General features: G+C 70.5%; 18 protein-coding genes. 10 read left to right on the forward strand and 8 right to left on the reverse strand.

Going from position 1 to position 21,276, the window contains the following annotated elements; all coding sequences use genetic code 11:
- Nucleotides 1–95: 95 nt before the first annotated feature.
- Together IF20_RS35310 and IF20_RS35315 are read right to left on the reverse strand one after the other, a co-directional pair.
- Entirely contained in the window at nt 96–413 is a 318-nt protein-coding gene (locus IF20_RS35310) for a DUF6082 family protein (protein WP_234426976.1), read from the reverse strand.
- A 117-nt stretch (nt 414–530) separates the two neighbouring features.
- Complete coding sequence (locus tag IF20_RS35315; protein WP_052869547.1) at nt 531–1,139, reverse strand: TetR/AcrR family transcriptional regulator; 609 nt, start codon at nt 1,137–1,139, stop codon at nt 531–533.
- Between the two features lie 196 nt (nt 1,140–1,335).
- Between IF20_RS35315 and IF20_RS35320 the strand changes: the two genes are divergently transcribed.
- Nucleotides 1,336–1,917, forward strand: a complete 582-nt coding sequence (locus IF20_RS35320; RefSeq protein ID WP_052869548.1) for a hypothetical protein — start codon at nt 1,336–1,338, stop codon at nt 1,915–1,917.
- Between the two features lie 385 nt (nt 1,918–2,302).
- On the opposite strand, the gene IF20_RS35325 is transcribed toward IF20_RS35320, so the two are convergent.
- Nucleotides 2,303–3,244 (reverse strand): aldo/keto reductase, encoded by a 942-nt coding sequence (locus tag IF20_RS35325; protein ID WP_052869549.1) that lies wholly within the window; start codon nt 3,242–3,244, stop codon nt 2,303–2,305.
- Between the two features lie 84 nt (nt 3,245–3,328).
- On the opposite strand from IF20_RS35325, the gene IF20_RS35330 reads away from it, so the two are divergent.
- Nucleotides 3,329–3,940, forward strand: a complete 612-nt coding sequence (locus IF20_RS35330; protein ID WP_052869550.1) for a TetR/AcrR family transcriptional regulator — start codon at nt 3,329–3,331, stop codon at nt 3,938–3,940.
- Between the two features lie 178 nt (nt 3,941–4,118).
- On the opposite strand, the gene IF20_RS35335 is transcribed toward IF20_RS35330, so the two are convergent.
- Nucleotides 4,119–6,056: an AfsR/SARP family transcriptional regulator gene (locus tag IF20_RS35335; protein WP_052869551.1), complete on the reverse strand. Its 1,938-nt coding sequence runs from the start codon at nt 6,054–6,056 to the stop codon at nt 4,119–4,121.
- A gap of 141 nt (nt 6,057–6,197) precedes the next feature.
- Between IF20_RS35335 and IF20_RS35340 the strand changes: the two genes are divergently transcribed.
- A complete protein-coding gene (locus tag IF20_RS35340) occupies nt 6,198–7,130 on the forward strand; it encodes an alpha/beta fold hydrolase (RefSeq protein ID WP_052869552.1) in 933 nt (310 codons plus the stop codon).
- A 196-nt stretch (nt 7,131–7,326) separates the two neighbouring features.
- Here the strand turns inward: IF20_RS35340 and IF20_RS35345 are convergent, their stop codons facing one another.
- Complete coding sequence (locus tag IF20_RS35345; protein WP_234426972.1) at nt 7,327–8,292, reverse strand: NAD(P)-dependent alcohol dehydrogenase; 966 nt, start codon at nt 8,290–8,292, stop codon at nt 7,327–7,329.
- 160 nt (nt 8,293–8,452) lie between these two features.
- Here IF20_RS35345 and IF20_RS35350 point away from each other — a divergent pair, with 160 nt between their 5' ends.
- The 6 genes from IF20_RS35350 to IF20_RS35375 all read left to right on the forward strand — a co-directional run bounded on the left by IF20_RS35350 (nt 8,453) and on the right by IF20_RS35375 (nt 16,322).
- A complete protein-coding gene (locus tag IF20_RS35350) occupies nt 8,453–9,124 on the forward strand; it encodes a TetR/AcrR family transcriptional regulator (protein ID WP_234426973.1) in 672 nt (223 codons plus the stop codon).
- A 348-nt stretch (nt 9,125–9,472) separates the two neighbouring features.
- Nucleotides 9,473–10,453 carry an Lrp/AsnC family transcriptional regulator gene (locus IF20_RS35355; protein ID WP_052869554.1) on the forward strand — a complete coding sequence of 327 codons (981 nt, stop codon included), beginning with the start codon at nt 9,473–9,475 and terminating at the stop codon, nt 10,451–10,453.
- Nucleotides 10,454–10,778: 325 nt separating this feature from the next.
- A complete protein-coding gene (locus IF20_RS35360; RefSeq protein WP_407702607.1) occupies nt 10,779–11,669 on the forward strand; it encodes a polysaccharide deacetylase family protein in 891 nt (296 codons plus the stop codon).
- On the forward strand, nt 11,666–12,988 hold the full coding sequence (locus IF20_RS35365) for an MFS transporter (protein ID WP_052869556.1): 1,323 nt from the start codon (nt 11,666–11,668) through the stop codon (nt 12,986–12,988). The genes IF20_RS35360 and IF20_RS35365 overlap by 4 nt, the downstream gene beginning before the upstream one ends.
- Nucleotides 12,988–13,860: an SDR family NAD(P)-dependent oxidoreductase gene (locus IF20_RS35370; protein ID WP_234426974.1), complete on the forward strand. Its 873-nt coding sequence runs from the start codon at nt 12,988–12,990 to the stop codon at nt 13,858–13,860. Before IF20_RS35365 ends, IF20_RS35370 begins: the two co-directional genes overlap by 1 nt.
- 194 nt (nt 13,861–14,054) lie before the next feature.
- Nucleotides 14,055–16,322, forward strand: coding sequence for a M20/M25/M40 family metallo-hydrolase (locus IF20_RS35375; protein WP_052869558.1), 2,268 nt, complete (start codon nt 14,055–14,057; stop codon nt 16,320–16,322).
- Between the two features lie 130 nt (nt 16,323–16,452).
- Here IF20_RS35375 and IF20_RS35380 read toward each other — a convergent pair whose 3' ends face one another.
- Nucleotides 16,453–17,193 (reverse strand): class I SAM-dependent DNA methyltransferase, encoded by a 741-nt coding sequence (locus tag IF20_RS35380; RefSeq protein ID WP_052869559.1) that lies wholly within the window; start codon nt 17,191–17,193, stop codon nt 16,453–16,455.
- A 42-nt stretch (nt 17,194–17,235) separates the two neighbouring features.
- Nucleotides 17,236–17,799: a MarR family winged helix-turn-helix transcriptional regulator gene (locus IF20_RS35385; RefSeq protein WP_052869560.1), complete on the reverse strand. Its 564-nt coding sequence runs from the start codon at nt 17,797–17,799 to the stop codon at nt 17,236–17,238.
- A gap of 147 nt (nt 17,800–17,946) precedes the next feature.
- Between IF20_RS35385 and IF20_RS35390 the strand changes: the two genes are divergently transcribed.
- Nucleotides 17,947–18,897: an EamA family transporter gene (locus tag IF20_RS35390; protein WP_110944857.1), complete on the forward strand. Its 951-nt coding sequence runs from the start codon at nt 17,947–17,949 to the stop codon at nt 18,895–18,897.
- Between the two features lie 12 nt (nt 18,898–18,909).
- On the opposite strand, the gene IF20_RS35395 is transcribed toward IF20_RS35390, so the two are convergent.
- Complete coding sequence (locus tag IF20_RS35395; protein WP_110944861.1) at nt 18,910–21,255, reverse strand: beta-xylosidase/alpha-l-arabinosidase; 2,346 nt, start codon at nt 21,253–21,255, stop codon at nt 18,910–18,912.
- Between the last annotated feature and the right edge of the window lie 21 nt (nt 21,256–21,276).

The following is a 21,276-nucleotide window of genomic DNA, read 5'->3' on the forward strand; positions in this document are numbered from 1 at the left end:
TCGACTTCCCACGGCTTCGGCCGAGCCACCCCACGCCCCCAGATCATCAGTCCCGGAGCGATCCAACCACCTCGAAGATCATTTCGTTAGGAGTTCTAACTGCGGATCCCCTGGACCTGCTCCGCCCTGGCCTGCCGGTTCTGAACGACCAGTGAAACCGCCACACCGGCCAACGCCAGCGCCGAAACGATCGCCGAGGTGAAGCCGTATGCCGCACCGATATCACTGAGCCTGTTCCAGTCCGCTCCACCGGAGTTGGCGATGTCGTCCAGGACCAGTGGCGACAGCAACAGCACCACCGCCAGCGCAGCCACCGCGACGGCGACCAGTCCCAGAATCCTGCCTACCCGGCGAGCCGCCGCCCCTGCTGTCGCGGATGTCGCGGGCCGATGACGGAGTATCAGGTCAATCACCCCCAAGGCGGGCCTCCCCCCCATGGCTGGGCCGAGCCCGGGAAGCTTACTTCCAGCCACCGCACGCTCCGCCAGGTAGCTCCTCGAGCCACCTCGCCGATCGACACACCGAGGAGATCAGTCGACCGGCGTCCGTGCCTGCATGCGGCTCTGCACGATGCCTTCGACTCCTCGCAGGAAGGTGTCGGCGATCAGTGCCGGATCGAAGAGGCAGCCCGCCGCCATGGCACCGTCCCTCAGCATGACCAGGTGGCGCGCGTCGGCATCTGCGGGAGTGTCACCGATGCGCGCCAACAGGTCTGTGACGGTGTCGAGGAACCACTCCCGGTGCCGCAGAACGGCCTGGTGAACCGGGTGGGTCGGATCGGGATACTCGGCCACCGCGTTGAGGAATGCGCATCCCCGGAACCCCTGGGACCGGATGCCGTCGGTGATGGCCTTGGCGACGGCGCGCACGGCGTCGACGGCCGACCCGGTGCCTGCCTGGGCATCGGCGAGCTGTCCGCGCATCATCCGGTCGGCCTGGTCGAGGTAGGCCAGGACGAGGTCTTCCTTGCCCGAGAAGTGTCGGTAGAGCGTTGCGCGGGTCACCTGCGCCTCGGCGATGACCCGGTCGATGCCGACGGAGTGGATGCCCTCCGTGTAGAAGATCCGGGTCGCCGTGTTGAGCAGTCGCGTGCGTGCTTCCGAGGTCTTGCCGCTGGTGGCGTTGGTGGTCCGCGTCATGCCCCCAGTCTACGTAACGCGAGGGAGAACGTTCGGTCTTGACTCGAAGGGCCTCCCCGCGCATCATTCAACGAGACAGAACGTTCTCCCTCGCATGAGATCTCCAGGGATCCCACACTCCGGAGACGCACCGCACCGCATCGCACCGCCCTGCCCCACACCGCTCCTCTCCGCTCCGCCCTAGGAAGGCACTCCCATGGACACCCTCATCGAGCCCACCTCCGCCACTGCCTCTCCCAACACTTCCGCGGCCCTGCGCAAGCTGTACTTCCTGCGCTTCGCGTTCGCCGCCGTGTGGGCCGGGCTCCTGTTCATGACCGCTTCGAAGCTGGGCCCGCTGAGTGCGGCCTTGCTGGTGATCTACCCCCTCTTCGACGTGGCGGCCGCGGTCGTCGACCTACGGTCCGCCAAGGCGAACGGCGGTCCGGTCCGAAGTCTGTACCTCAACATCGCGCTGAGCACGCTGACCGGCATCGGCCTGGCCCTCGCCGCTACGTCCGGCATACCCGCCGTCCTGCGGGTCTGGGGCGTCTGGGCCATCACCGCGGGGCTCGTCCAGCTCGTCGTCGGCGCCCTTCGACGTCAGCTGGGAGGCCAGTGGGCGATGATCGCCAGTGGCGCCATCTCCACCCTCGCCGGCGCATCGTTCTTCGCGCAGGCCGGCAGCGATGACGCCTCGCTGAGCAGCCTCGCCGGCTACGCCTTCCTCGGAGGCGTCTTCTTCCTCGTCTCCGCACTCCGCATGACGCGCGCCGGCAAAGCCGGTGCGACAGCCTGACGCAAACCGCCACGCACCGCGGCCCGATCGGCACTCACGCCGATCGGGCCGCGGTCGTCAGTCGGGGGCACGGCACGCAGGCAGACACCGAACAGGCCGACGCGGGATTCATCGGCACCTTGCCGTCCTGACCGAGAACCGCGGCAGGCTGGACCGCGAGCTCGTACGTCGTCTCCTCGCCCATGTGTCGGACTCTTCTGCCAACAGCCGGGATGGACCGCTCTGCCAACAGCCAGGGTGGATTACGTTCCTTCGGAGAGTAGGAAGCCGAGCGCGGCTCGGAGGATGTCACGGGCGACGCTCGCACCAGGCACACCGGCAACGTGCCGAGGGCGGGGCCGGGGCCACGAACTGAGACCGGCGGCGGCTGCGGCGCAGCGGTGGTTCAGTCGATTGCGATGTCTCCTGTGCGGGACGGGACGGCGTCCAGGGCGGAGAGGGTGGCCTCGTCGAGTGTGAGCGCTCCAGCCTGCACGTTCGCCTCCAGGTGTGCGGGGTCGGCCGTGCCGGGGATCAGTAGCACGTTCGGGGCGTGGTGGAGCAGCCAGGCCAGGCCGACCTGGGCGGGCGCGGCGTTCAGGTCGCGTGCGGCGGCGCGGACGGCGGGCTCGTCGGTCACCTTCGGCATGCCGTCGAAAGCACTGCCGAGGGGGAAGTAGGGAACCCAGGCGATGTCTTCTTCGAGGCACAGGCGGAGCATGTCCTCATCGTCGCGGGCCAGGAGGCTGTAGGCGTTTTGAACGCACGCGATGCCTGCGGGCAGGGCGCGGCGGAGCACGTCGAGGGAGACGCTGCTGAGGCCGATCGCGCCGATCTTGCCTTCGTCGCGCAGGGCGGTCATCACCGCGAGTTGGTCATCGAGGTCGATGACCTGGTCGCCCTCGGCACGCAGGCCGGGGCCCGTGTCGGTGCGGCGGAGGTTGACGAGGGGGATCTGCTCCATGCCGAGGGTCGCCAGGTTCTCCTCGACGGCGGCCCGCAGCTGTTCGGGGCGCTGGGCCAGGCGGAGGGGAAGCGGGCCGTCGGGGTCGGGCTCGGCGCCGACCTTGCTGACCACCATGACGTCGTCCTGGGCGCGGATGGCTTCGCGGATCACCTCGTTCACGAAGCCGTGGCCGTAGAACTGGGCGGTGTCGATGTGATCGATGCCCAGCTCGATGCAGCGGTGCAGCAGCGCGACCGCCGTCTTGCGCTCACCGCGCAGGCGCTCCAGCTGCATCGCGCCGAAGCCGATCCGGGAGACGGTACGGCCCGCGAGTTGCCCGGAGCCTCCGGCACGCTGCGCGCCGGAGGGGGTGAGCTGAGGAGATCGGGCGGGGGAAGCCATGGGTGTTCTCCTTCGCGTGGGACCATGGGAAAAACGGAGTAACTCCGTTTCACGCACCGTACCACTAACCGGAGGGCCTCCGTTTTGTCTGAGTCCGAAACCACGGCATCCGCTCGCAACGCCGCGGCCCCCGGGCGGCCGGCACGCGCAGACGCACGGCGCAACCGCGACCGTCTCCTCTCCGCAGCCCGAGAAGCGTTCGCCGCAACGCCGGACGCCGTCCCCCTGGATGCCGTGGCCCGCGCGGCCGGCGTCGGCATCGGCACCCTCTACCGGCACTTCCCCACGCGCGAGGCGCTCGTGGAGGCCGTCTACGCCGCCGAACTCGACGAGGTCGTCGCCAGCGCACCACCGCTCCTGGAAGAGCTGGAGCCCGCGGCCGCACTGCGTGCGTGGATGACCCGGTACGCGGCGTTCTTCAAGATCAAGCGCGGCATGACCGACACCCTGCGCGCGGGCTGGGCCTCGGGAAGCATTGCCACACCCGCCACGCGAGAACGCATCACCGCCACCATCGCCATGATGCTGCGCAGCGGCGCCGAGGCCGGCTCGCTGCGCCAGGATGTCGACCCGGAGGCCGTCACCATGATGATCCTCGGTGTGTTCCTCTCCACCACCGCCACCGACTCACCGGACAAGGTCGACCAGCTCCTGGACCTGATCGTCGACGCACTGCGCCCGCCGCACGAGCCGTGAGCCCGGTGCCCGCTGCCCGCTGCCCGCTGCCCGCTGCCCGCTGCCCGCTGCCCGCTGCCCGCTGCCCGCTGCCCGAAGAGTCTGCGTCCTCCTGGCGCTCCTCTCCATCACTCCCATCGCCCCCATCACCCGCGTTTCGCCACCCCGTTTCACCGCCCCGTCCCGCCGACCACCGCCTTCACCCCCGTCCGGCGCATGCCTCGGCCTCCGTGAGGTACCGCGACACCGGGCCCAGCGTCACCATTCCGCTGGCCGCGCCGGCGTGTTCCGCGCGGGCATCGCGCAGGGCCGTCGCGGCGCGTGCGGCGACTGCCGGCTCGGCCAGGCGTACGGCGGCGCGGGCGATCAGGCACCACATGGCCTCCTGCATGTGGTCCCGCGGTGGTTCGGGCACCGCGGCGAGGGCGGCGCGGGCCTCCTCCCCACGGTCCTGCGCAAGCAGCACGAGGGGGTGCGTCCACGGCCGGTACGGGCCCCAGTCGAGGCGCGGGTCGGTGGGTGCGGGCCGGTCGTGCAGCAGGCGCAGGCCCAGGAGGGCGAGCGGGAACAGGCCTCGGTGCAACCCCGGCATCCCGGCCGCCTGCAGGGCGCCCTCGGCAGTGCGGTACCGGGCCGCGGCCGTGGCGGCGGTCGGCCCGCCGGGTTCGGTGCTGCGGGCGGCCGCGGCCCGGGCCCGGAACCAGTCGGTCAGGACCGGGACGAGAGGTGCCTCGGTGGTGGCGGCGATCCGTTCGGCGGCTTCGGCGTGCGAGGTAGCGGCGTCGAGGTCGCCGAGGGCCGAGGCCGACTGCAGCCGGATGAGCCGGCCCAGTACGGCATAGTTCGGCAGTCCGTACCGGGTGGCGAGGTCGAGGATCTCGGCGCCGATCGCGTCTCGGGCCGCCGCGAGCCCGGGACGGCTGAACGACTGGAGGAACACCCCGTTGAGGGCGAAGGCCAGCAGGGCGGGGTCGGCCAGGTCCCGTGCCAGCGACTCGGCCTGCCGCGCCGCCTCCTGTGCGCGCCGCGACTCGGTTTCGGACAGGTCAGCGCTGCGGCTCTCGACGGCGATCGTGGCCAGAAGTCGGGCGGACAGGTCGGCGGGGCCGTCGGAGCCGAGCGCGGCGAGCGTGCGCTCGGCGGCCGCGACGACGGCACGGCACTGCCCGGGGTCGTCGGCACGGCTCCAGATGGCGGGCACGTCGTAGGCGCCGATGATCCGGGCGGTCAGGGACAGGTCTCCCGTGCGTTCCGCCGCCTGGACGGCGGCGAGGCGGTCGCGCCGCGAGTGGACGAGGGCGTCGCCACCCGCCAGAGCGAGGGTGCGCGCCAGTTCCACCGTGGTGCGCGGGCCGAGCCGCACACCGGGTACGGCCCACGCGGGACGTGTGCCTTCGAGGTGATCCGAGCCGTTGAGGATGTCCGTCTCCAGACGCTGGAGTTCGGCACCGGGGTCGATCCCGAGTTGATCGACGAGCATCGTACGGGCGCGGCGTAGGGCGGCCAGCGCGTCCGCCTGGCGTCCCGCGCGGTGGAGTGCGCGGGCGAGGAGGCCCCAGGCCGGCTCCCGCCACGGATGTTCGGCGACGTGGGCACCGAGTTCGGCGACCAGGTCGGCGCCTTCCCCGGAGTCGAGGAGGATTCGGGCGCGCAGTTCCACCCCTTCCAGTCTCAACTCCTCCAGCCGTGCCCGCTCGCGCTGGACCCATGCAGAAGCCGGTACGTCGGCGTAGGCCGGTCCGCGCCAGGAGGCGAGCGCCGAGCCGAGGCCGGTCACCGCGGCGGGGGTACGCCGGGCCTGGACCAGGGCGTCCTCGAATCGGTGTGCGTCCACCCGCTCACGGGGCAGGCGGAGCGCGTAGCCGGAACCTTCGGTGACGAGCACGCGTGGTGGGTCGCGCGGCGGCCGATCGGGCTCGAGGGCGCGGCGCAGGGCGGCAACGAACGTGCGCAGGGCGCCCACAGCGCGGGCGGGCGGGTCGGTCCACAGATCGTCGACAAGGGTGTCGGTGGTGACCATCCGCCCCTCGGAGGCGACGAGCCGGGCGAGTACCTCCCGATGGCGGGGGCCGCCCAGGTCGATGGGGCCACCGTCGTCGCCGAAGGCACGCACGGCACCGAGCACGTCGATTCGCATGCCCCCATTCTCTGCATCTGGAATCGGCAGCACCCCACCGCACTGATCGAATGCTGATCGCCGTCGGCCAGGTTGATCCCGTCAGTGCCTCCTTCGCGTACCTCATCCCTACGCGACTTCCGCCCAGAAAGAAGATGCCCGATGACGCTCACCATCCCCGGCTTCGACCGCCTCCGCCTGCCCGGTGCGGACGGCGTGGAACTGGCCGCCGCCGTTGGCGGCAACGGCAACGGCAGTGGCAGTGGCAGTGGCAGTGGCAGTGGCAGTGGCAGTGGCAGTGGCAGTCCACTCGTACTGCTGCACGGTTTTCCGCAGACCCACCTGATGTGGCGACACGTCGCCGCGCAGCTCGCCGCCGAGCGCACGGTGATCTGCCCCGACCTGCGGGGCTACGGCGCCAGTGACAAGCCGGCGGCCACCGCACCCGACGTGTACGCCAAGCGCACCATGGCCGCCGACATCATGGCCCTCATGGCGGAGCTCGGCCATGAGCGCTTCGCCCTTGTCGGCCACGACCGAGGCGCCCTGGTCGCTTTCCGAGCGGCGTTGGACCACCCCGAGACCATCACGCACCTCGGGCTGCTCGACATCGTGCCGACGCTCGACATGTGGAACGTCCTGCATGGCGCGTCGGCAGCGGTCGGCTATCACCTCTTCCTCATGGCGCAGCCGCCCGGTCTGCCCGAGACGATGATCGCCAACAGCGCGGAGGCGTTCTTCGGCTCGTTCCTCGACGCCTGGTCCAACGATCCCGCCGCCATGCCGCAGGAGGTACGCGCCGAGTACCTGCGGGCGAGCGCCGCCGCGGTCACGTCGATCGTCGCGGATTACCGGGCCTCGGCGAACGTCGACATCGTGCACGACCAAGCGGACCTCGACGCCGGATCGCAGCTGGCCATGCCGGTGTCGGTCGTCCAGCAGGACTGGGGCGCGCAGCTGGGCTACGACGCCGCCGAGGTGTGGAAGGCGTGGGCCCCCACCCTCGACCACCGACTGACCCGGGCGGGGCACTTCATGGCCGAGGAAGCACCGGACGAGATCACGGCAACCATCCGGGACCTACTGGCCCGCTGAGATGCGCCGCCGGTGGGGGCACCTCTGCCCCCTCGCTCTCGGACTACAGCCTCACGGCACGGAATCGGGACACGCGAACGCGCCCACCTCTGATCGCCGGGCCGGCACCCGGGCGGCTCGTACGCTCGCGCGGCTTGCGCGCGTTGCGTTGGTCGCGCGGCTTGCGCGGCAGGTCACGAGTGGTTGTCTAGGTGGCCTAGGAGGCGATGCGTACGACGTACTTGCCGCGCACACCGCCTGCCTCCAGTGCGCGATGGGCGTCGGCGATGTCCGCCAGCGGGAAGACGGTGTCCACGATCGGTCGGAGCGTGCCCTGCTCGACGTATGACGTCAGTTCGTTGAAGAGCTCGGTCTTCGGATTGCCACTGAAGAAGCGCACCCGGCTGCGGCCGTGGACGGCGCTGGCGAGGATGTAGCCGAGGGAGGCGGCAATCCTGTCGATGTCGAAGGCGATGGCCACCATGCGTCCGCCCGGAGCGAGCAGCCTGCGGTAGTCGGGGAGGTCCTTGCCGACAGTGTCCAGGACCACGTCGTAGCGGCCCAGGTCGGCGGGCGTGGTGGCGCGGTAGTCCAGTGCCTCGTCGGCGCCCAGTTCGCGGACCAGGGCCAGGGATTCCGCGCGGGCGAGACCCATGACCTCTGCTCCCATCGCCTTACCCAACTGGACTGCCACATTGCCCACTCCCCCGGCCGCCCCGCGCACCAGGAGACGCTCGCCGGGGCGCAGCCGCGCCTTGTCCCGCAGGGCGGTGATAACCGTGGTGCCCACGGGCATCGCCACGGCTTCGACGGGGTCGAGTCCCTTGGGGCTCCGGGACATCTGCTCCGGTCGGACGGCGACGTACTCCGCTGCGCTGCCGAAGCCGGAGGAACGCGGCAGGATGCCCCAGACCCGATCCCCCACGGCGAGCCCAGCAACGGGGGAGGCGAGCTGGGCTACCTCGCCGGCGAAGTCCAGGCCTGTGCGCAGCGGGAACTTCCTGCCGGTGACGGCCTTGAACCGGCCGGCGCGAGCGTGCAGCTCACCGCCGTTGATACTCATCGCACCGACCTTCACCAGCACCTCGCCGGGTCCGGGTACGGGCTTGGGCACCTCGCCCACGTACAGCACCTCGGGGCCGCCGAAACGGTCGTACAGTGCGGCTCGCATCATCTCGGTCATGCGGTACTCACCTCGCCATTCATCGCGCCGTCCACGGGGCCGTCCACGGCGCCGTCCACGGGGCCGTCCATCGCATCGTCTTCGCCTCTACGGGCCTCTACGCGCCTTTACGATCGACCGTACGGTGGTAAGTGGACGCCATCGTCCACTTGAGCCGGAGGTGAGAGAGATCGACGCGAAACCCTCTCGGTTGCGCGCGGACGCGGAGCGCAACCGGCAGCGGATCATCGAGGCCGCCCGCGAGGCCTTCACCTGGCACGGGGTCGAGGTACCCATGGCGACCATCGCGCGCAAGGCCGGGGTGGGCGTCGCCACGCTCTACCGCCGCTTCCCCACCCGTGACGAGCTGATCAGGGAGATCTTCGCCGACCAGCTCCAGGCGTGTTCGGCGGCCCTGGACGAGGCGCTGGACGACCCCGACCCCTGGCGCGGCTTCTGCCACGTGATCGAGAAGGTGTGCGCTCTGCAAGCGGCCGAGCGCGGCTTCACGGAGGCGTTCCTCAACGCCTTTCCGGACGCGGCAGCGGACCATTCCCGGCGTCGGCTGGAGGGCGAGCGTGGATTCGCTGCCCTGGTCCGCAGGGCACAACGCGCGGGGGCGTTGCGCACGGACTTCCATCCCTCGGATCTGACGGTGGTACTGCTCGCCAACAACGCGCTCAGCGCCACACCCGATCCCGCGGCGGCCTCACGGCGCCTGGTCAGCTATCTGCTCGACTCCTTTCGCGCCGATGCCGCGCACACACCTCTGCCGCCACCGACCGGCCTCGGCCTCGGCCATCTGCTGCCTGCCGGACACCGCGCCCGGCCGACGCAGGGCAGCATCGAGTGACGCCGCATCGGTGTCATGCAACATGACCGGTCATGCAACATGACCGGCTTGCCGACGCCCCGCCCACTCCGCCCCGCCTCACTTCACTCCACTCAGCTCCGCCCCGCCCCACCCCGCCCCGCTCCGCCTCACTCCACCCCGGCCATCTCATTCTCGAACCGGTGATGCCGGATTCCCGCACGGCGTCACCACTCGATCCTCCGTCGCCGACTTGGGCGTATCCCTCACTCAGCACCCGAAGACGCTGGATTTCGCGCTTCGAAGTTCACGCGATGAGGAATTCCAGCATTGACGGTCGTCTGTCCGCTGCCTACCGTCTCGGCCATGATTCCGCGAGCGAGCGCCGACATGATCGATGAGCTGGATCGCCGCATCATTGCGGCGCTGCAGCTCAGTGGGCGTGCGCCGTGGAGCAAGATCGCCCGTTGGGCGGGGACGAGCGAGTCGACGGCGCAACGCCGGTTCAACTCGTTGCGCGAGCGGCGACTGGTGCATGTGGTCGGCGCCGTGGAGCTGGACCGGACGGGTTCGGCGTCCTCGATGCTGGTGCGGGCCCAGGCCCGGCCCGGGAAAGGCCTCCAGCTGGCGGAGCTGCTGGCCGAACGCCCGGAAGTACGTTTCCTGGCGCTCGTCACGGGCGCCGCCGATCTGATCGTCGACTTCGTGGCGCGGGACAACGAGGAACTGCTGCGTCTGCTGCACGCCGAGCTGCCGGGCGCGGACCTGATCACCGGCACGGAGCATGTCGCGGTGATCCGCACCTTCACCTCGGCGGCGCTGTGGGACACCGGCCTGCTGCCACCCGAGGCGGTGGCCGACCTGCGTCCCGCACGCTCCCTTCCGTATGAGCGGACCGGCTGGGACCAAGCACCAAAGCCGCTGTCCCCGCTGGAGAACGCCGTCGTCACGGAACTGGCCAAGGACGGGCGGCTGCCCGTCAGCGCCCTGGCCCGGACTCTCGACCGCAACGAGTCCAGCGTCGCGCGGGCACTGGACCGGTTGGTCGAGCGAGGCAGTCTGCACTTCCGCACCCTGGTGGAACCCGCACTGCTGGGGTACGAGGCCGAGTTCATGCTCTGGCTGTCCATCGAGCCGGGGCGGTTGGAGGCGGCGGGGCGGCAGCTCGCGGAGCACCCCGGCACCAAGTTCCTGGCCGCCGCCACGGGCCGGTTCAACCTGGTCGGGCACATGGTGCTACCGCGCCGCACCGACCTGTTCCGTTACACCGATGAGGTGATCGGGGCGCTCCCCGGTCTCGACGCCTCCGACATCACCCTTCACCTCGTCACCCTCAAGGGCGCGTGGACCCGTATGGACCAGTTCACCTGAGCCTGCCCCTCCGCTCCGTCACGCTCACGTCCCTTCACTCTCTCCACCGCCTCTACGTCTTTCCCCGGCCATTCCCTTCCCCCTGCCGATCCCTCCCGCCCCGCCATTTCCTTCCCCTCGCCCTCCCTCACTCGCCCCCAACCGGAGAGGCACCATGTCGAATCCTGCTTCCCGTTCCAGTGCAACTGCTTCCCGTTCCAGTGCTGCTCCGCATTCCAGTACCGCTTCCCCTGCCAGTGCTGCTTCCCATGCGTCCGTTTCCGACCCCGCGCAGGTCCCCTCCTGGCAGTGGCCGGAATCGGTGTGGCGCGGGCACGTCGAGGCGGTGCGCGCCGGGCGCCCGCTCGCCCCGGCGCGCTGGCCCGGCGAGTCGCGGGTGGCCGTGGCGTTGTCCTTCGACTCCGACCACGAGACGATCCCGCTGCGTGACGGGGAGACCAGTCCCGGGCGACTCGCGCAGGGTGAGTACGGCGCCCGGGTCGGTGCCGTACGCATTCTGGAGCTGCTGGAACGCCGAGGCGTGCCCGCGACGTTCTTCATGCCCGCCGTCTCCGCGCTGTTGCACCCCGAGGAGGTGCGCCAGTACGCCGAAGAGGGCCACGAAGTCGCCGTGCACGGCTGGATCCACGAGCGCAACACACTGCTGGCGGCCGAGGACGAACGCATCCTGATCAGCCGCGCACTGGACACCCTCACCGAACTGACCGGCACCCGACCCACAGGCATCCGCACACCGTCCTGGGACTTCTCCGACTCCACACTGCAGACGATCCTCGACCTGGGATTCGCCTACGACTCCTCCCTGATGGCCGACGACGAGCCGTACGAGGTGGTGGCCGAGGGGCGCGCCACAGGCCTGGTCGAGATCCCGGTGGACTGGATCCGTGATGACGCGCCGTACTTCACCATGGACCGTTACACGGGGGTGCGCCCCTACACGCGGCCCCGCGATGTGCTGGAGATCTGGAAGGACGAGTTCGACGCGGCCTACCGGGAGGGTGGCGTCTTTCAGCTGACCTTGCACCCGCACGTCATCGGTCACCGTTCGCGCCTGGTGATCCTGCGCGAACTGCTGGATCACATCGGTGCCCACGCCGGCGTCTGGTACGCCACCCATGCCCAGCTCGCCGATGTGGCCCGCGCCCAGCTCGGCGACGCGGCCGGCACGCAGCTCCCCTCCCGTCCCGACTCGCCCTCCCCGGAGCGTGCCCGATGAGACCCACACCCGCCGCGGCGGCGGCGATATCCGCCGGTGCCACCGCACCGCGCCAGAAGCTGACCCGCGCCCAGCGCAAGGCCATCCTCGCCGGAACCATCGGCAATACCGTCGAGTGGGTCGACTGGGCGCTGTACTCGATCTTCGCGAAAATCATCTCCGAGGTGTTCTTCGCGAAATCCGAGGGGGCCGTCGCGCTGCTGGCCACCCTCGCGGTCTTCGCCGTCGGCTTCGTGATGCGTCCGGTGGGTGCCGCCTTCCTTGGCGCGTACGCCGACCGGCACGGCCGCAAGAAAGGCATGACCCTCACCATCGCGCTGATGGCCGGGGCATCCTTCATCATCGCGCTCACCCCCGGCTACGAGACCGTGGGCATCATCGCGCCTGTCGTCCTGCTGTTGGCGCGGCTGGTGCAGGGCTTCTCCGCGGGCGGTGAGTTCGGCTCGTCCTCGGCGTTCCTGGTCGAGTCCGCGGCGCGCGGGAGGCGGGCCTTCGCCGGATCCTGGCAGCAGGTGTCGGTCGCCGGCGGGGTGCTGATCGCCTCGCTGCTGGGCACCCTCGTCACCTCCTTCCTCAGCGACGAGGCACTGCACTCGTGGGGCTGGCGGGTCGCGTTCATCGCCGGCGGGCTGCTCGGACTGCTGGGCCTGTGGCTGCGGGTGTCGGTGGAGGACACCGCCTCCTTCACCCGGGCGCGGGAGGCAGGACAGGCCAGGGTCAACCCGCTCAAGGCCATGTTCGTCGAGCATCCCGCTGCCGCGCTGCGGGTCGCGGGCATCACCATCGCCGGCACGCTCACGTACTACATCTGGGTCAACTACCTGCCCACGTACGCCAATCTGGCCACCGGCATCCCACTCAGCAAGGCCCTGCTGTCACAGACCCTGTGCCTCGTCGTCTTCGTGGTGTTGCTGCCCTTCGCCGGGCTGCTCTCCGACCGCTTCGGGCGCAAGCTGACCATGTCGGTCTTCGCCGCCGGGTTCGTGGTGCTGGCCTGGCCGTTGCTGCATCTGATGAGCGGCAGTTTCCTCAGCCTCTTCCTGGTGCAGCTCGCGGGCATGCTGCTGATCCTCGGCTACTCCGCGAACTGCGCGGTCATCATGGCCGAGCAGTTTCCGCCCGAGGTCCGCGCCACCGGCATCGCCCTGCCCTACGCACTGGCGGTCGCCGTGTTCGGTGGTACCGCGCCGTACGTCACCACCTGGCTCAACGAGGCCGGGCACCGCGACTGGCTGTGGCTGTACGTCGCCGCCGCCTCGCTGGTCTCCCTCGTCGTGTATCTGACGATGCCGGAGACCAAGGACAAGGAGTTCGACTGATGGCAGCGTTCACCACACCGCCGAGAGCACCGATGGGTGCACGTCTGAGTGGCTCGCACGTGTTGGTCACCGGCGCTGCCCGCGGCATCGGCAGGGCCATCGCCGAGGAGTACGCCCGCGGCCGGAGCGAGCGGGACCGTCCGCGTCCCGACGAGGGCACGCCGACTCCGGCACTGACGCTGGTGGACCGGGATGCCGAACCACTGGCACGCACGGCCGACGAACTGCGGGAACGGTACGGCGTACGCGTGACGGCTCAGGTCCTGGACTTGAGCGAAACCGTCGCCCCGGCCGCGGCTGTGACCGCCGCCTGGGAAACCGATGGTCCACTCGACGTGCTGGTCAACGCCGCCGGTGTCTATCCCTCGATCGACATGCTGGACGTGACCGCCGCCGGCTGGGACCGTCTCTTCGCGCTCAACACCCGCGCTCCGGTACTGGCCACCGCCGAGCTCGGCCGCCGCGCCATCGAAGCCGGCCGCGCCGCCTCCGTTGTGAACATCTCCTCCGGCGCGGCACTGCGCTCCCGCCCCGGCGGCGGACCGTACGCGGCGACCAAGGCGGCGCTGGAGATGGCGACCCGGGCCGCCGCGCTCGAACTCGGCCCCTACGGCATCCGCGTGAACGCCGTCAGCCCCGGCTTCGTGCCGGTCGACAGCGACGTCAATCCGGTCGCATCCGAGTACGCGGAGATCGTCTCCCGGAACCCGCTGGGCCGCCCGGGCAGCCCCGCCGACATCGCCCGCGCGGTCCGCTGGATCGCCGGCCCCGAGGCTGAGTGGATCACCGGCGAGGTGCTGCGCGTCGACGGCGGCTCCAATGCCGGCGCCGCCCACCTGCCCCGCCTGGGCCCCGCCCCCTCCTGGTCCTGAGCTCATCTCATCCTGGGCTCGCCTGGTCCTGAACTCACCTCATTGAGCTCACCTGGTCCTGAACTCACCTCATTCTGAGCTCACCTGGTCCTGAGCTCATCTGGTCCTGAGCTCACCCCTTCCTGACCGGGCCCTGCTCCTGCCTCTCCAGCCGGCCCTTCCCTTGTTCGACTCTTCGACCGTAAGGACGTCTCATGACCGTGGAGCCCATACGGGCCCGCACCGTGGTCGGCGGTGGCGCCATCGGCGGCACCCTCGCGTTCGCACTGGCACGCGCCGGACACCCCGTCACCCTCGTCGACAGCGACCGGGCCCATGTCGCCGCCATCCGCGAGCACGGGCTGCGCATGTTGCGCCACGACGGCGCCACAGACATCGCCCACCTGCAGGCCTGCACCCCCGAGGAGTTCGAAGGGCCCCTGCACGAGGTGCTGTTGGCGGTGAAGGCCCAGGCCACCGAGACCGCCATCCGCTGGATCGCGCCCCGCCTGGCGGCGGACGGATTCGTCGTCTCCGTACAGAACGGCTTCAACGAACCGCTCATCGCCGAGCACATCGGGGCCGCCCGCACCGTCGCGGCGTTCGTCAACATCTTCGCCGACGTCGCCGAGCCCGGCATGATCCGCGACGGCGGCCCCGGCGCCCTCGTCATCGGTGCGCCGGACGGCGCCCCCACCGGTGACCGGGTGCGCGCCCTGATCGCCGATCTGCATCCCGGTACGGGCGCCGAGACGAGCGACAACGTCGAGGGCTACCTGTGGGCCAAGGCCGGCTTCGGCGCCATGCTGGCGGCGACCGCGCTCGCCGACGACGCGATGGCCGACCTCATCGACCGGCACCCCGCCGCCATGCACACCGTGGCCCAGGAAGTCTTCGACGTCGCCGATGCGCTCGGCGTGCGGCTGGAGCCGTTCGACGCCTTCGATGCCCTGGCCTTCCGGCGCTCCGCCGACCCCGCCGCGCGGGCGGACGCCACCGCACGGCTGACCGCGTGGCTGCGTACCCAGCCCAAGAACCGCAGCGGCATCTGGCGCGACCTGGCCGTACGCCACCGCCCCATCGAGGTCACGACCCACTACGAAACCGTCTTCGCGGAGGCCGGACGGGCCGGGGTCACCACCCCCGTACTGCACGCCGTGGTCGGCGGTCTGAAGGAGCTGGAGGGGGCACCGGAAGGCATGAGCGAAGCCCGCCTGGATGCCCTGGACGCACTCGCCGCGGGGCATGCCTCGGGGTGTGCCGCCGAGGGTGCCCCGCAGCCCGCCACGGAGCTGCCAACGCAACCGGCCCTCGCCCCGGAAGAGGCCGAGGCGGTGCACGCCTGGCTGACCGCGCACCAGGAGGACATGGTTGCCGATCTGGCCGCCTACACCCGTCTGGAGAGCCCCAGCGACGATCCCGAGGCCCTGCGGGCCTGTCTGCGGTGGCTACGGCAATGGCTCGATACGGCGCTCGGCGCGCCCGACGCCGAGGAACTGCTGCCCCAGGAGGGAGCGGGCGACATCCTGATACGCCGCTACGCCGCCACCGGCCCGGCGGGCGACAGCGACCCACGGCCACTGCTGCTGCTGTGCCACTACGACACCGTCTGGCCCACCGGAACACTCGCTCAGTGGCCCTTCCGCTGCGAGGGCGACCTGATCACCGGGCCCGGTGTCTTCGACATGAAGGCCGGGCTGGTGCAGGCCGTATGGGCACTGCGCGCACTGGACGCCCTGAGCCTGCCGCGCCCCGCCTGCACTCTGCTGCTCAACGGTGACGAGGAGACCGGCAGCCTCGCTTCCAGCGAAACCATCATCGCCGAAGCCCGCGCCTCTCGCGCCGCGTTCGTCTTCGAAGCCAGCGCCGAGGGCGCCCTGAAGACCGCACGTAAGGGGGTCGGCCTCTTCCGCCTCACCGTGCAGGGCCAGGAGGCCCACGCCGGGCTTGACCCCACCGCCGGAGCCAGCGCCGTCCACGAGGCCGCCCACCAGATCCTCGATCTCGCCGATCTCACCGACCTCGCTGCCGGTACCAGCGTCAATGTCGGTGTCGTGCACGGTGGGACCCGCAGCAACGTCACCGCCGGGCAGGCCGTCGCCGATCTCGATGTCCGGGTGGCCAACGCGGCCGAACAACAACGCATCACCGCAGCCCTAGCGGTACGGGAACCTGCGAACCCCGGAACCACGGTGCGGGTCACCGGCGACTGGAACCGTCCGGTCTTCGAACGCACCCAAGGCGTCGCCGATCTCTACACGCTGGCCCGCGCCTGCGCCGCACCGCTCGGCCTCGATCTGCGCGAGGCCGCCGTGGGCGGAGCCAGCGACGGCAACTTCGTTCAGACCGCGGGCACGCCGGTACTCGACGGACTCGGCGCCGTCGGCGGCGGCGCACACGCCCGTACCGAACACGCCACCGTATCCGGCATGACCACCCGCGCCGCCCTCACCGCATCCCTCCTGACCTGCTTCACCTCCTGACCAGCTTCACCTCCTGACCTACTTCACCTACTGACCAGCTTCACTTCCTGCAGCCTGCCATCGCCCCGGCCGGGCCGACCGACACACCCGGCCGGGCTCAGTGGGCAGGGCAAGGTGGGGATGGGCGACCTCAGACCGGCTTGCGCCACACGGAGATGTGCTTCGCCGAATCCTGGGTGAACGGCGCCCCGTCCCAGTCAGCGACGCGCCGTTCCAGTTCGAGCCCCGCGATCCGCGCCATCAGGTCGAGCTCCGCCGGCCACGCGTACCGATGCCGGGAGCTGTCGCGGCGGTAGCGGCTGTCCTCGCCATCGTGGGTGAAGTGATGTGAGACGAGTACCTGCTCGACGAGGTCGAAGGTGTCGAAGCCCAGGTGCTGCTCGGAGACGTCGAACGGCACCGCGACCTGCCCGGGCGGCAGGAAGCGCAACGGCGGCACACCCAGCTCGATGACGAATCGGCCGCCAGGCGCCAGGTGACGTGCGGCGTTGCGGAAGCACTCGACCTGCTCGTCCTGCGTCAGCAGGTTCGTGATCGTGTTGTAGACGAGATAGACCAGGGTGAACTGGCCAGGGACGACGGTCGTGGCCATGTCGCCGACGGCGACCGGGAGCGTTTCTTCGTCCACCTTGCGCCGCAGGACCGCTGCCATGTGCTCGGACAGCTCGATGCCCACAACGGGCACGCCACGTTCCCGGAGTGGTACGCCCACTCGCCCGGTCCCGATGGCGAACTCCAACGCCCGCCCGTCCCCGGCGAGTTCGGCGAGGAAAGCGACCGTAGGCCCGAGCACAGCGGCCGAGGACATCTCGCCCTCCTCGGCGTCGTAACGATCGGCGGTCACACGGCTCCACAGCTCACTACTCGTCACGAGCGGTCACTTTGCCGGTCCGGCGAGGAGTTGTCCACGCAATTACGAGTGGCCCCCTCCCCCGCCCCGTTGCCCCTCATTCGCTGCCTGTGAAGGTCGCGGCGGGCGTTCCATACGGGAGAGCCAGGTGGTGAGCAGCGTTTCGAGGGACTCGGCCTCGGCGGGTGTCAGCAGATCCAGCAGGCGGCGTTCGTTGTGCATGTGGTCGGTGAAGGCCTGGTCGATCAGTTCGCGTCCAGGCCTGGTGAGGGCGACGATCCGGCCCCGCTGATCGTCGCCGGACCGGCGGCGGGTGACGAGTCCGGCGCGCTCCAGGCGGTCGATTCTCTTCGTCATCGCGCCGGTGGTGACCATGGTGTGCGCGGCGAGCTCGCCGGGTGCCCGCTCGTAGGGCTCACCGGCGCGACGCAGTGCGCACAGGACGTCGAACTCCCCCTCACCGAGACCGTAGCGGCCGTAGACGATACAGAGTTCCTCGGTGAGCCGGTCGGCCAGGCGGTGCAGTCGGCCGATCACTCCTTGTGGGCTGACGTCGAGGTCGGGCCGTTCGCGGCGCCAGTCGGCCTGGATGCTCGCCACGCGGTCCAACGGTTGCGCCGGTTCCATCGACGGCGATTGCCGGTGCGACGGCGATTGCCGGGGTGATGACGATCGCCCGGATGACGGTGATTGCCGGGGTGACGGTGATTGCCGGGGTTCCATGGATGCATAGTAGCTTCCCTGGAAGCTATATTGACTTCCGTGGAAGCTAATATGCGCTGGGTGGCGCTGACCGCAGTCGCGCCGGTGGCCTGGGGAACCAACTACTTCGTCACGCACGAGTTCCTCCCGGCCGACCGCCCGCTCTACGGGGCCGCCCTGCGGGCACTGCCCGCCGGCCTCATCCTGCTGGCCCTGCGCAGACAGCGGCCGCGCGGTGCCTGGTGGTGGCGGTTCGCGGTGCTCGGGCTGCTCAACATGAGCGTGTTCTTCGTCCTCGTCTATGCCGCCTCACAACTGCTTCCGACGAGCGTCGCCTCGATCGTCATGGCGGTCTCGCCGCTGACGATGATGCTCATCGCCTGGCCCCTGGTCTCCGAGCGGCCCAGCATCGTGCACCTGGCGGCCGCCGCGGTGGGGCTCGGCGGGGTCTGCCTCATGCTGTTCACGGGGGTACGCGGGACCAGCATGGCGGGAGTCCTTGCCTCGGCCGCCGCCATGCTCGTCTCCTCCTTCGGGCACATCCTGACCAAACGATGGAGTGCGGGGGCCGACGTACTCACCTCGACCGCCTGGCAACTCACCGCCGGAGGCCTGTTCCTGCTCCCGGTCGCCGCAGCCGTGGAGGGCCCGCCACCCGCACCTTCCCCACCGACGCTCCTCGCCTTCGGCTACGTCGCCCTGGTCGCCACCGCGCTCGCCTTCGTCGCCTGGTTCACCGGGCTACGGCACCTGCCGGCGGGTACCGTCGGCCTGATCGGACTGCTCAACCCGGTGACAGGCGTGCTGCTCGGCACGGTGGTCGCCGGAGAGGTACTGACCGCCCAGCAGGTGTGCGGACTACTTCTGGTCCTGGCCGGAGTCGTCCTGGGCCGACCCCGGCCCCAACCCCGACCCCGGCCCCGGCCCCGGCACGGATGGCGGTTCTCGGGTCCGGCTTCGGCGCGCAGGCCGACGCGAGCGAAGCCGGACGTCTCCCCTCCGATCGGTCAGCCGGGCAAGTGACAGTGACGGACGTCAAGCAGCATTCGACCGCTCCTGACGATGCGTTACGTAGAAGTCCGCATGCAGCCGCCGCCGGTGGTCCACCGTGCGTACCGGGCCGCTGAGGCGGACCCGGGCCGTCAGGCGGGTGTCCGTGCTGGAGGCGCTGAAGCGCAGTTCCAGATCGCCGGGTTCGACTATGCGGTGGCCGTCGCGGCCGGTGAAGGACGCCAGGTCGGCGGGGACGGTCGCGCGTACCTCCGCCTCCTCGCCCGGGGCGAGGTCGAGGCGTACGTACCCGATGAGGCGCTGGACGGGCTGGACCACGGAGGCGACGGGATCGTGCAGGTACAGCTGGACCACCTCGGTGCCCGCGCGTGTGCCGGTGTTGCGTACGGTGCAGGCGACCTCGAACTCTTCGCCGGTGTCAGCCACTTCGCGAGCCGTGACGAGCTGGGACCAGTCGAAGGTGGTGTACGTCAGTCCGTGGCCGAAGCCGAAGGCGGGGGTGGGATCGATGTTGGAGACCTCGGTGGCGCGGCCGAGGCGGGCTGCGAGGTAGGTGGCGGGCTGTGCGTCCGGGAGCCTGGGCACGCTGACGGGGAGCCGGCCCGCCGGGGCCACGCGTCCGCTGAGGACGGATGCGACGGCCCTCGTGCCCTCCTCACCGGGGAAGAACGTCTGGACGATGGCGGCGGCCTCGGTCGTCGCGCGTCCCAGGGCGTAGGGCCGGCCGGCGAGCAGGGTGAGGACGAGCGGAGTGCCGGTGTCCAGCAGTGTGTCGAGCAGCTGCTGCTGTACTCCGGGCAGGGCCAGGGAGCCGGCGTCACAGCCCTCGCCGCTGCTGCCGCGGCCGAAGAGCCCGGCCCGGTCGCCGAGTGAGACGATCACCAGGTCGGCGCTGCGGGCCAGCTCGACGGCCGCGGCGAAGCCGTCGGTTGCGGCGCCGTCGATGTCGCACCCGGCGGCGGTGACGACCTCGCTCTCGGGGAATTCGGCGGTCAGCGCCTCGTACAGTGTGGGGAGTTGGATGCCCGCGGGCACGTGTGGGTGCTGGCTGCCCACATGGACGGGGAAGGCGTAGCAGCCGAGTACCGCGGTGGGTGTGGCGGCGTTGGGTCCGATGAGCGCGATGCGTGGTGGGGTGCGTTCGCCGTCCAACGGCAGCGTGCCGTCGTTGCGGAGGAGGACGATGGCCTGCTCGGCGACGCGGCGGGCCAGGGCACGATTCTCCGCCGTGTCGAGGTCGACGGTGCCACGCAGACCGGTCGTCGCACCCGCATTGGTGTCGGCCTTACCCGCACTCGTAGCGGACGTAGCCGCGTCCGTGTCGGCGAGCACCGCCGGTGTCGGGTCCCAGTCCGCGTCGAGCAGCCCCAGCTGGGCCTTCTGTCTCAGAACCCGGTGCACGGCGCGGTCCACGACCGCCTCGGACACCAGACCTTCGGCGAGCGCCGCGCGCAGCGGTGCGCCGAACGCCTTGACGGTGGGGAGTTCCACGTCGACGCCCGCGGTGAGTGCCGCGGCGGCGGCTTCGCCGAGGCTGCCGGCGACTCCATGCAGGGTCTGGAGGAAGGCGATCCCGAAGTAGTCGGCGACGACCGTTCCCTCGAAGCCCCAGGCATCCCGGAGCAGGCCGGTGAGCAGCCGTTCGTCGGTCGCGGACGGGATGCCGTCGGTGTCGGTGTAGGCGTGCATCACCGAACGGACGCCACCTTCGCGCACGGCCATCTCGAACGGCGGCAGGATGACGTCGGCGCGTTCTCTGGCACCCATGCCGACGGGAGCGAGGTTGCGTCCGGCGCGGGAGGCGGAGTAGCCGGCGAAGTGCTTGAGGGTGGCGACGATGCCGGCGGCCTCCAGGCCGCGTACATACGCGGTGCCGATCGTGCCGACGAGGTAGGGGTCCTCGCCGATGGTTTCCTCCACTCTCCCCCAGCGGGCGTCGCGCACGACGTCCAGGACCGGGGCGAGGCCCTGGTGGATGCCGACCGCGCGCAGGTCACGGCCGATCGCCCTCGCCATCTCCTCGATGAGTACGGGGTTGAAGGTGGCGCCCCAGGAGAGGGGTACGGGGTAGGCGGTCGCACCCCAGGCGGCGAAACCCGCGAGGCACTCCTCGTGCGCGAGTGCCGGGATACCGAAGCGGTTCGCGGCGGCGATCCGGCGCTGGGTGCGCAGCAGCGACAGCGCGCCGAGTGCGGGGTCGACGGGGGTGGTCCCGAACGGCCGGGTCAGCTGGCCGAGCCCGTACGGCAGCAGGTCCTCCAGGGGCGCCGGCTCCTCCATGTCGTGCTGGTGCGGGGCGACTTCGGCGCCCTCGGCGGAGGCGCCGACCCACACCCCGAAGAGCTGGGCGATCTTCTCTTCCAGTGTCATCTCGGCGAGCAGGGCATCGGC

It is taken from the genome of Streptomyces niger, from assembly GCF_000718305.1.
GTDB lineage: Bacteria > Actinomycetota > Actinomycetes > Streptomycetales > Streptomycetaceae > Streptomyces > Streptomyces niger.

What these genes read in the sequence shown, in the direction of transcription:
- IF20_RS35325 (WP_052869549.1), bottom strand. Translation starts at nt 3,244, where the DNA reads ATGGCTTCCCCCGCCCGATCTCCTCAGCTCACCCCCTCCGGCGCGCAG.
- IF20_RS35355 (WP_052869554.1), top strand. Translation starts at nt 9,473, where the DNA reads ATGATCGATGAGCTGGATCGCCGCATCATTGCGGCGCTGCAGCTCAGT.
- IF20_RS35335 (WP_052869551.1), bottom strand. Translation starts at nt 6,056, where the DNA reads ATGCGAATCGACGTGCTCGGTGCCGTGCGTGCCTTCGGCGACGACGGT.
- IF20_RS35395 (WP_110944861.1), bottom strand. Translation starts at nt 21,255, where the DNA reads ATGACACTGGAAGAGAAGATCGCCCAGCTCTTCGGGGTGTGGGTCGGC.
- IF20_RS35390 (WP_110944857.1), top strand. Translation starts at nt 17,947, where the DNA reads ATGCGCTGGGTGGCGCTGACCGCAGTCGCGCCGGTGGCCTGGGGAACC.
- IF20_RS35385 (WP_052869560.1), bottom strand. Translation starts at nt 17,799, where the DNA reads ATGGAACCGGCGCAACCGTTGGACCGCGTGGCGAGCATCCAGGCCGAC.
- IF20_RS35315 (WP_052869547.1), bottom strand. Translation starts at nt 1,139, where the DNA reads ATGACGCGGACCACCAACGCCACCAGCGGCAAGACCTCGGAAGCACGC.
- IF20_RS35345 (WP_234426972.1), bottom strand. Translation starts at nt 8,292, where the DNA reads ATGACCGAGATGATGCGAGCCGCACTGTACGACCGTTTCGGCGGCCCC.
- IF20_RS35370 (WP_234426974.1), top strand. Translation starts at nt 12,988, where the DNA reads ATGGCAGCGTTCACCACACCGCCGAGAGCACCGATGGGTGCACGTCTG.
- IF20_RS35320 (WP_052869548.1), top strand. Translation starts at nt 1,336, where the DNA reads ATGGACACCCTCATCGAGCCCACCTCCGCCACTGCCTCTCCCAACACT.
- IF20_RS35365 (WP_052869556.1), top strand. Translation starts at nt 11,666, where the DNA reads ATGAGACCCACACCCGCCGCGGCGGCGGCGATATCCGCCGGTGCCACC.
- IF20_RS35375 (WP_052869558.1), top strand. Translation starts at nt 14,055, where the DNA reads ATGACCGTGGAGCCCATACGGGCCCGCACCGTGGTCGGCGGTGGCGCC.
- IF20_RS35340 (WP_052869552.1), top strand. Translation starts at nt 6,198, where the DNA reads ATGACGCTCACCATCCCCGGCTTCGACCGCCTCCGCCTGCCCGGTGCG.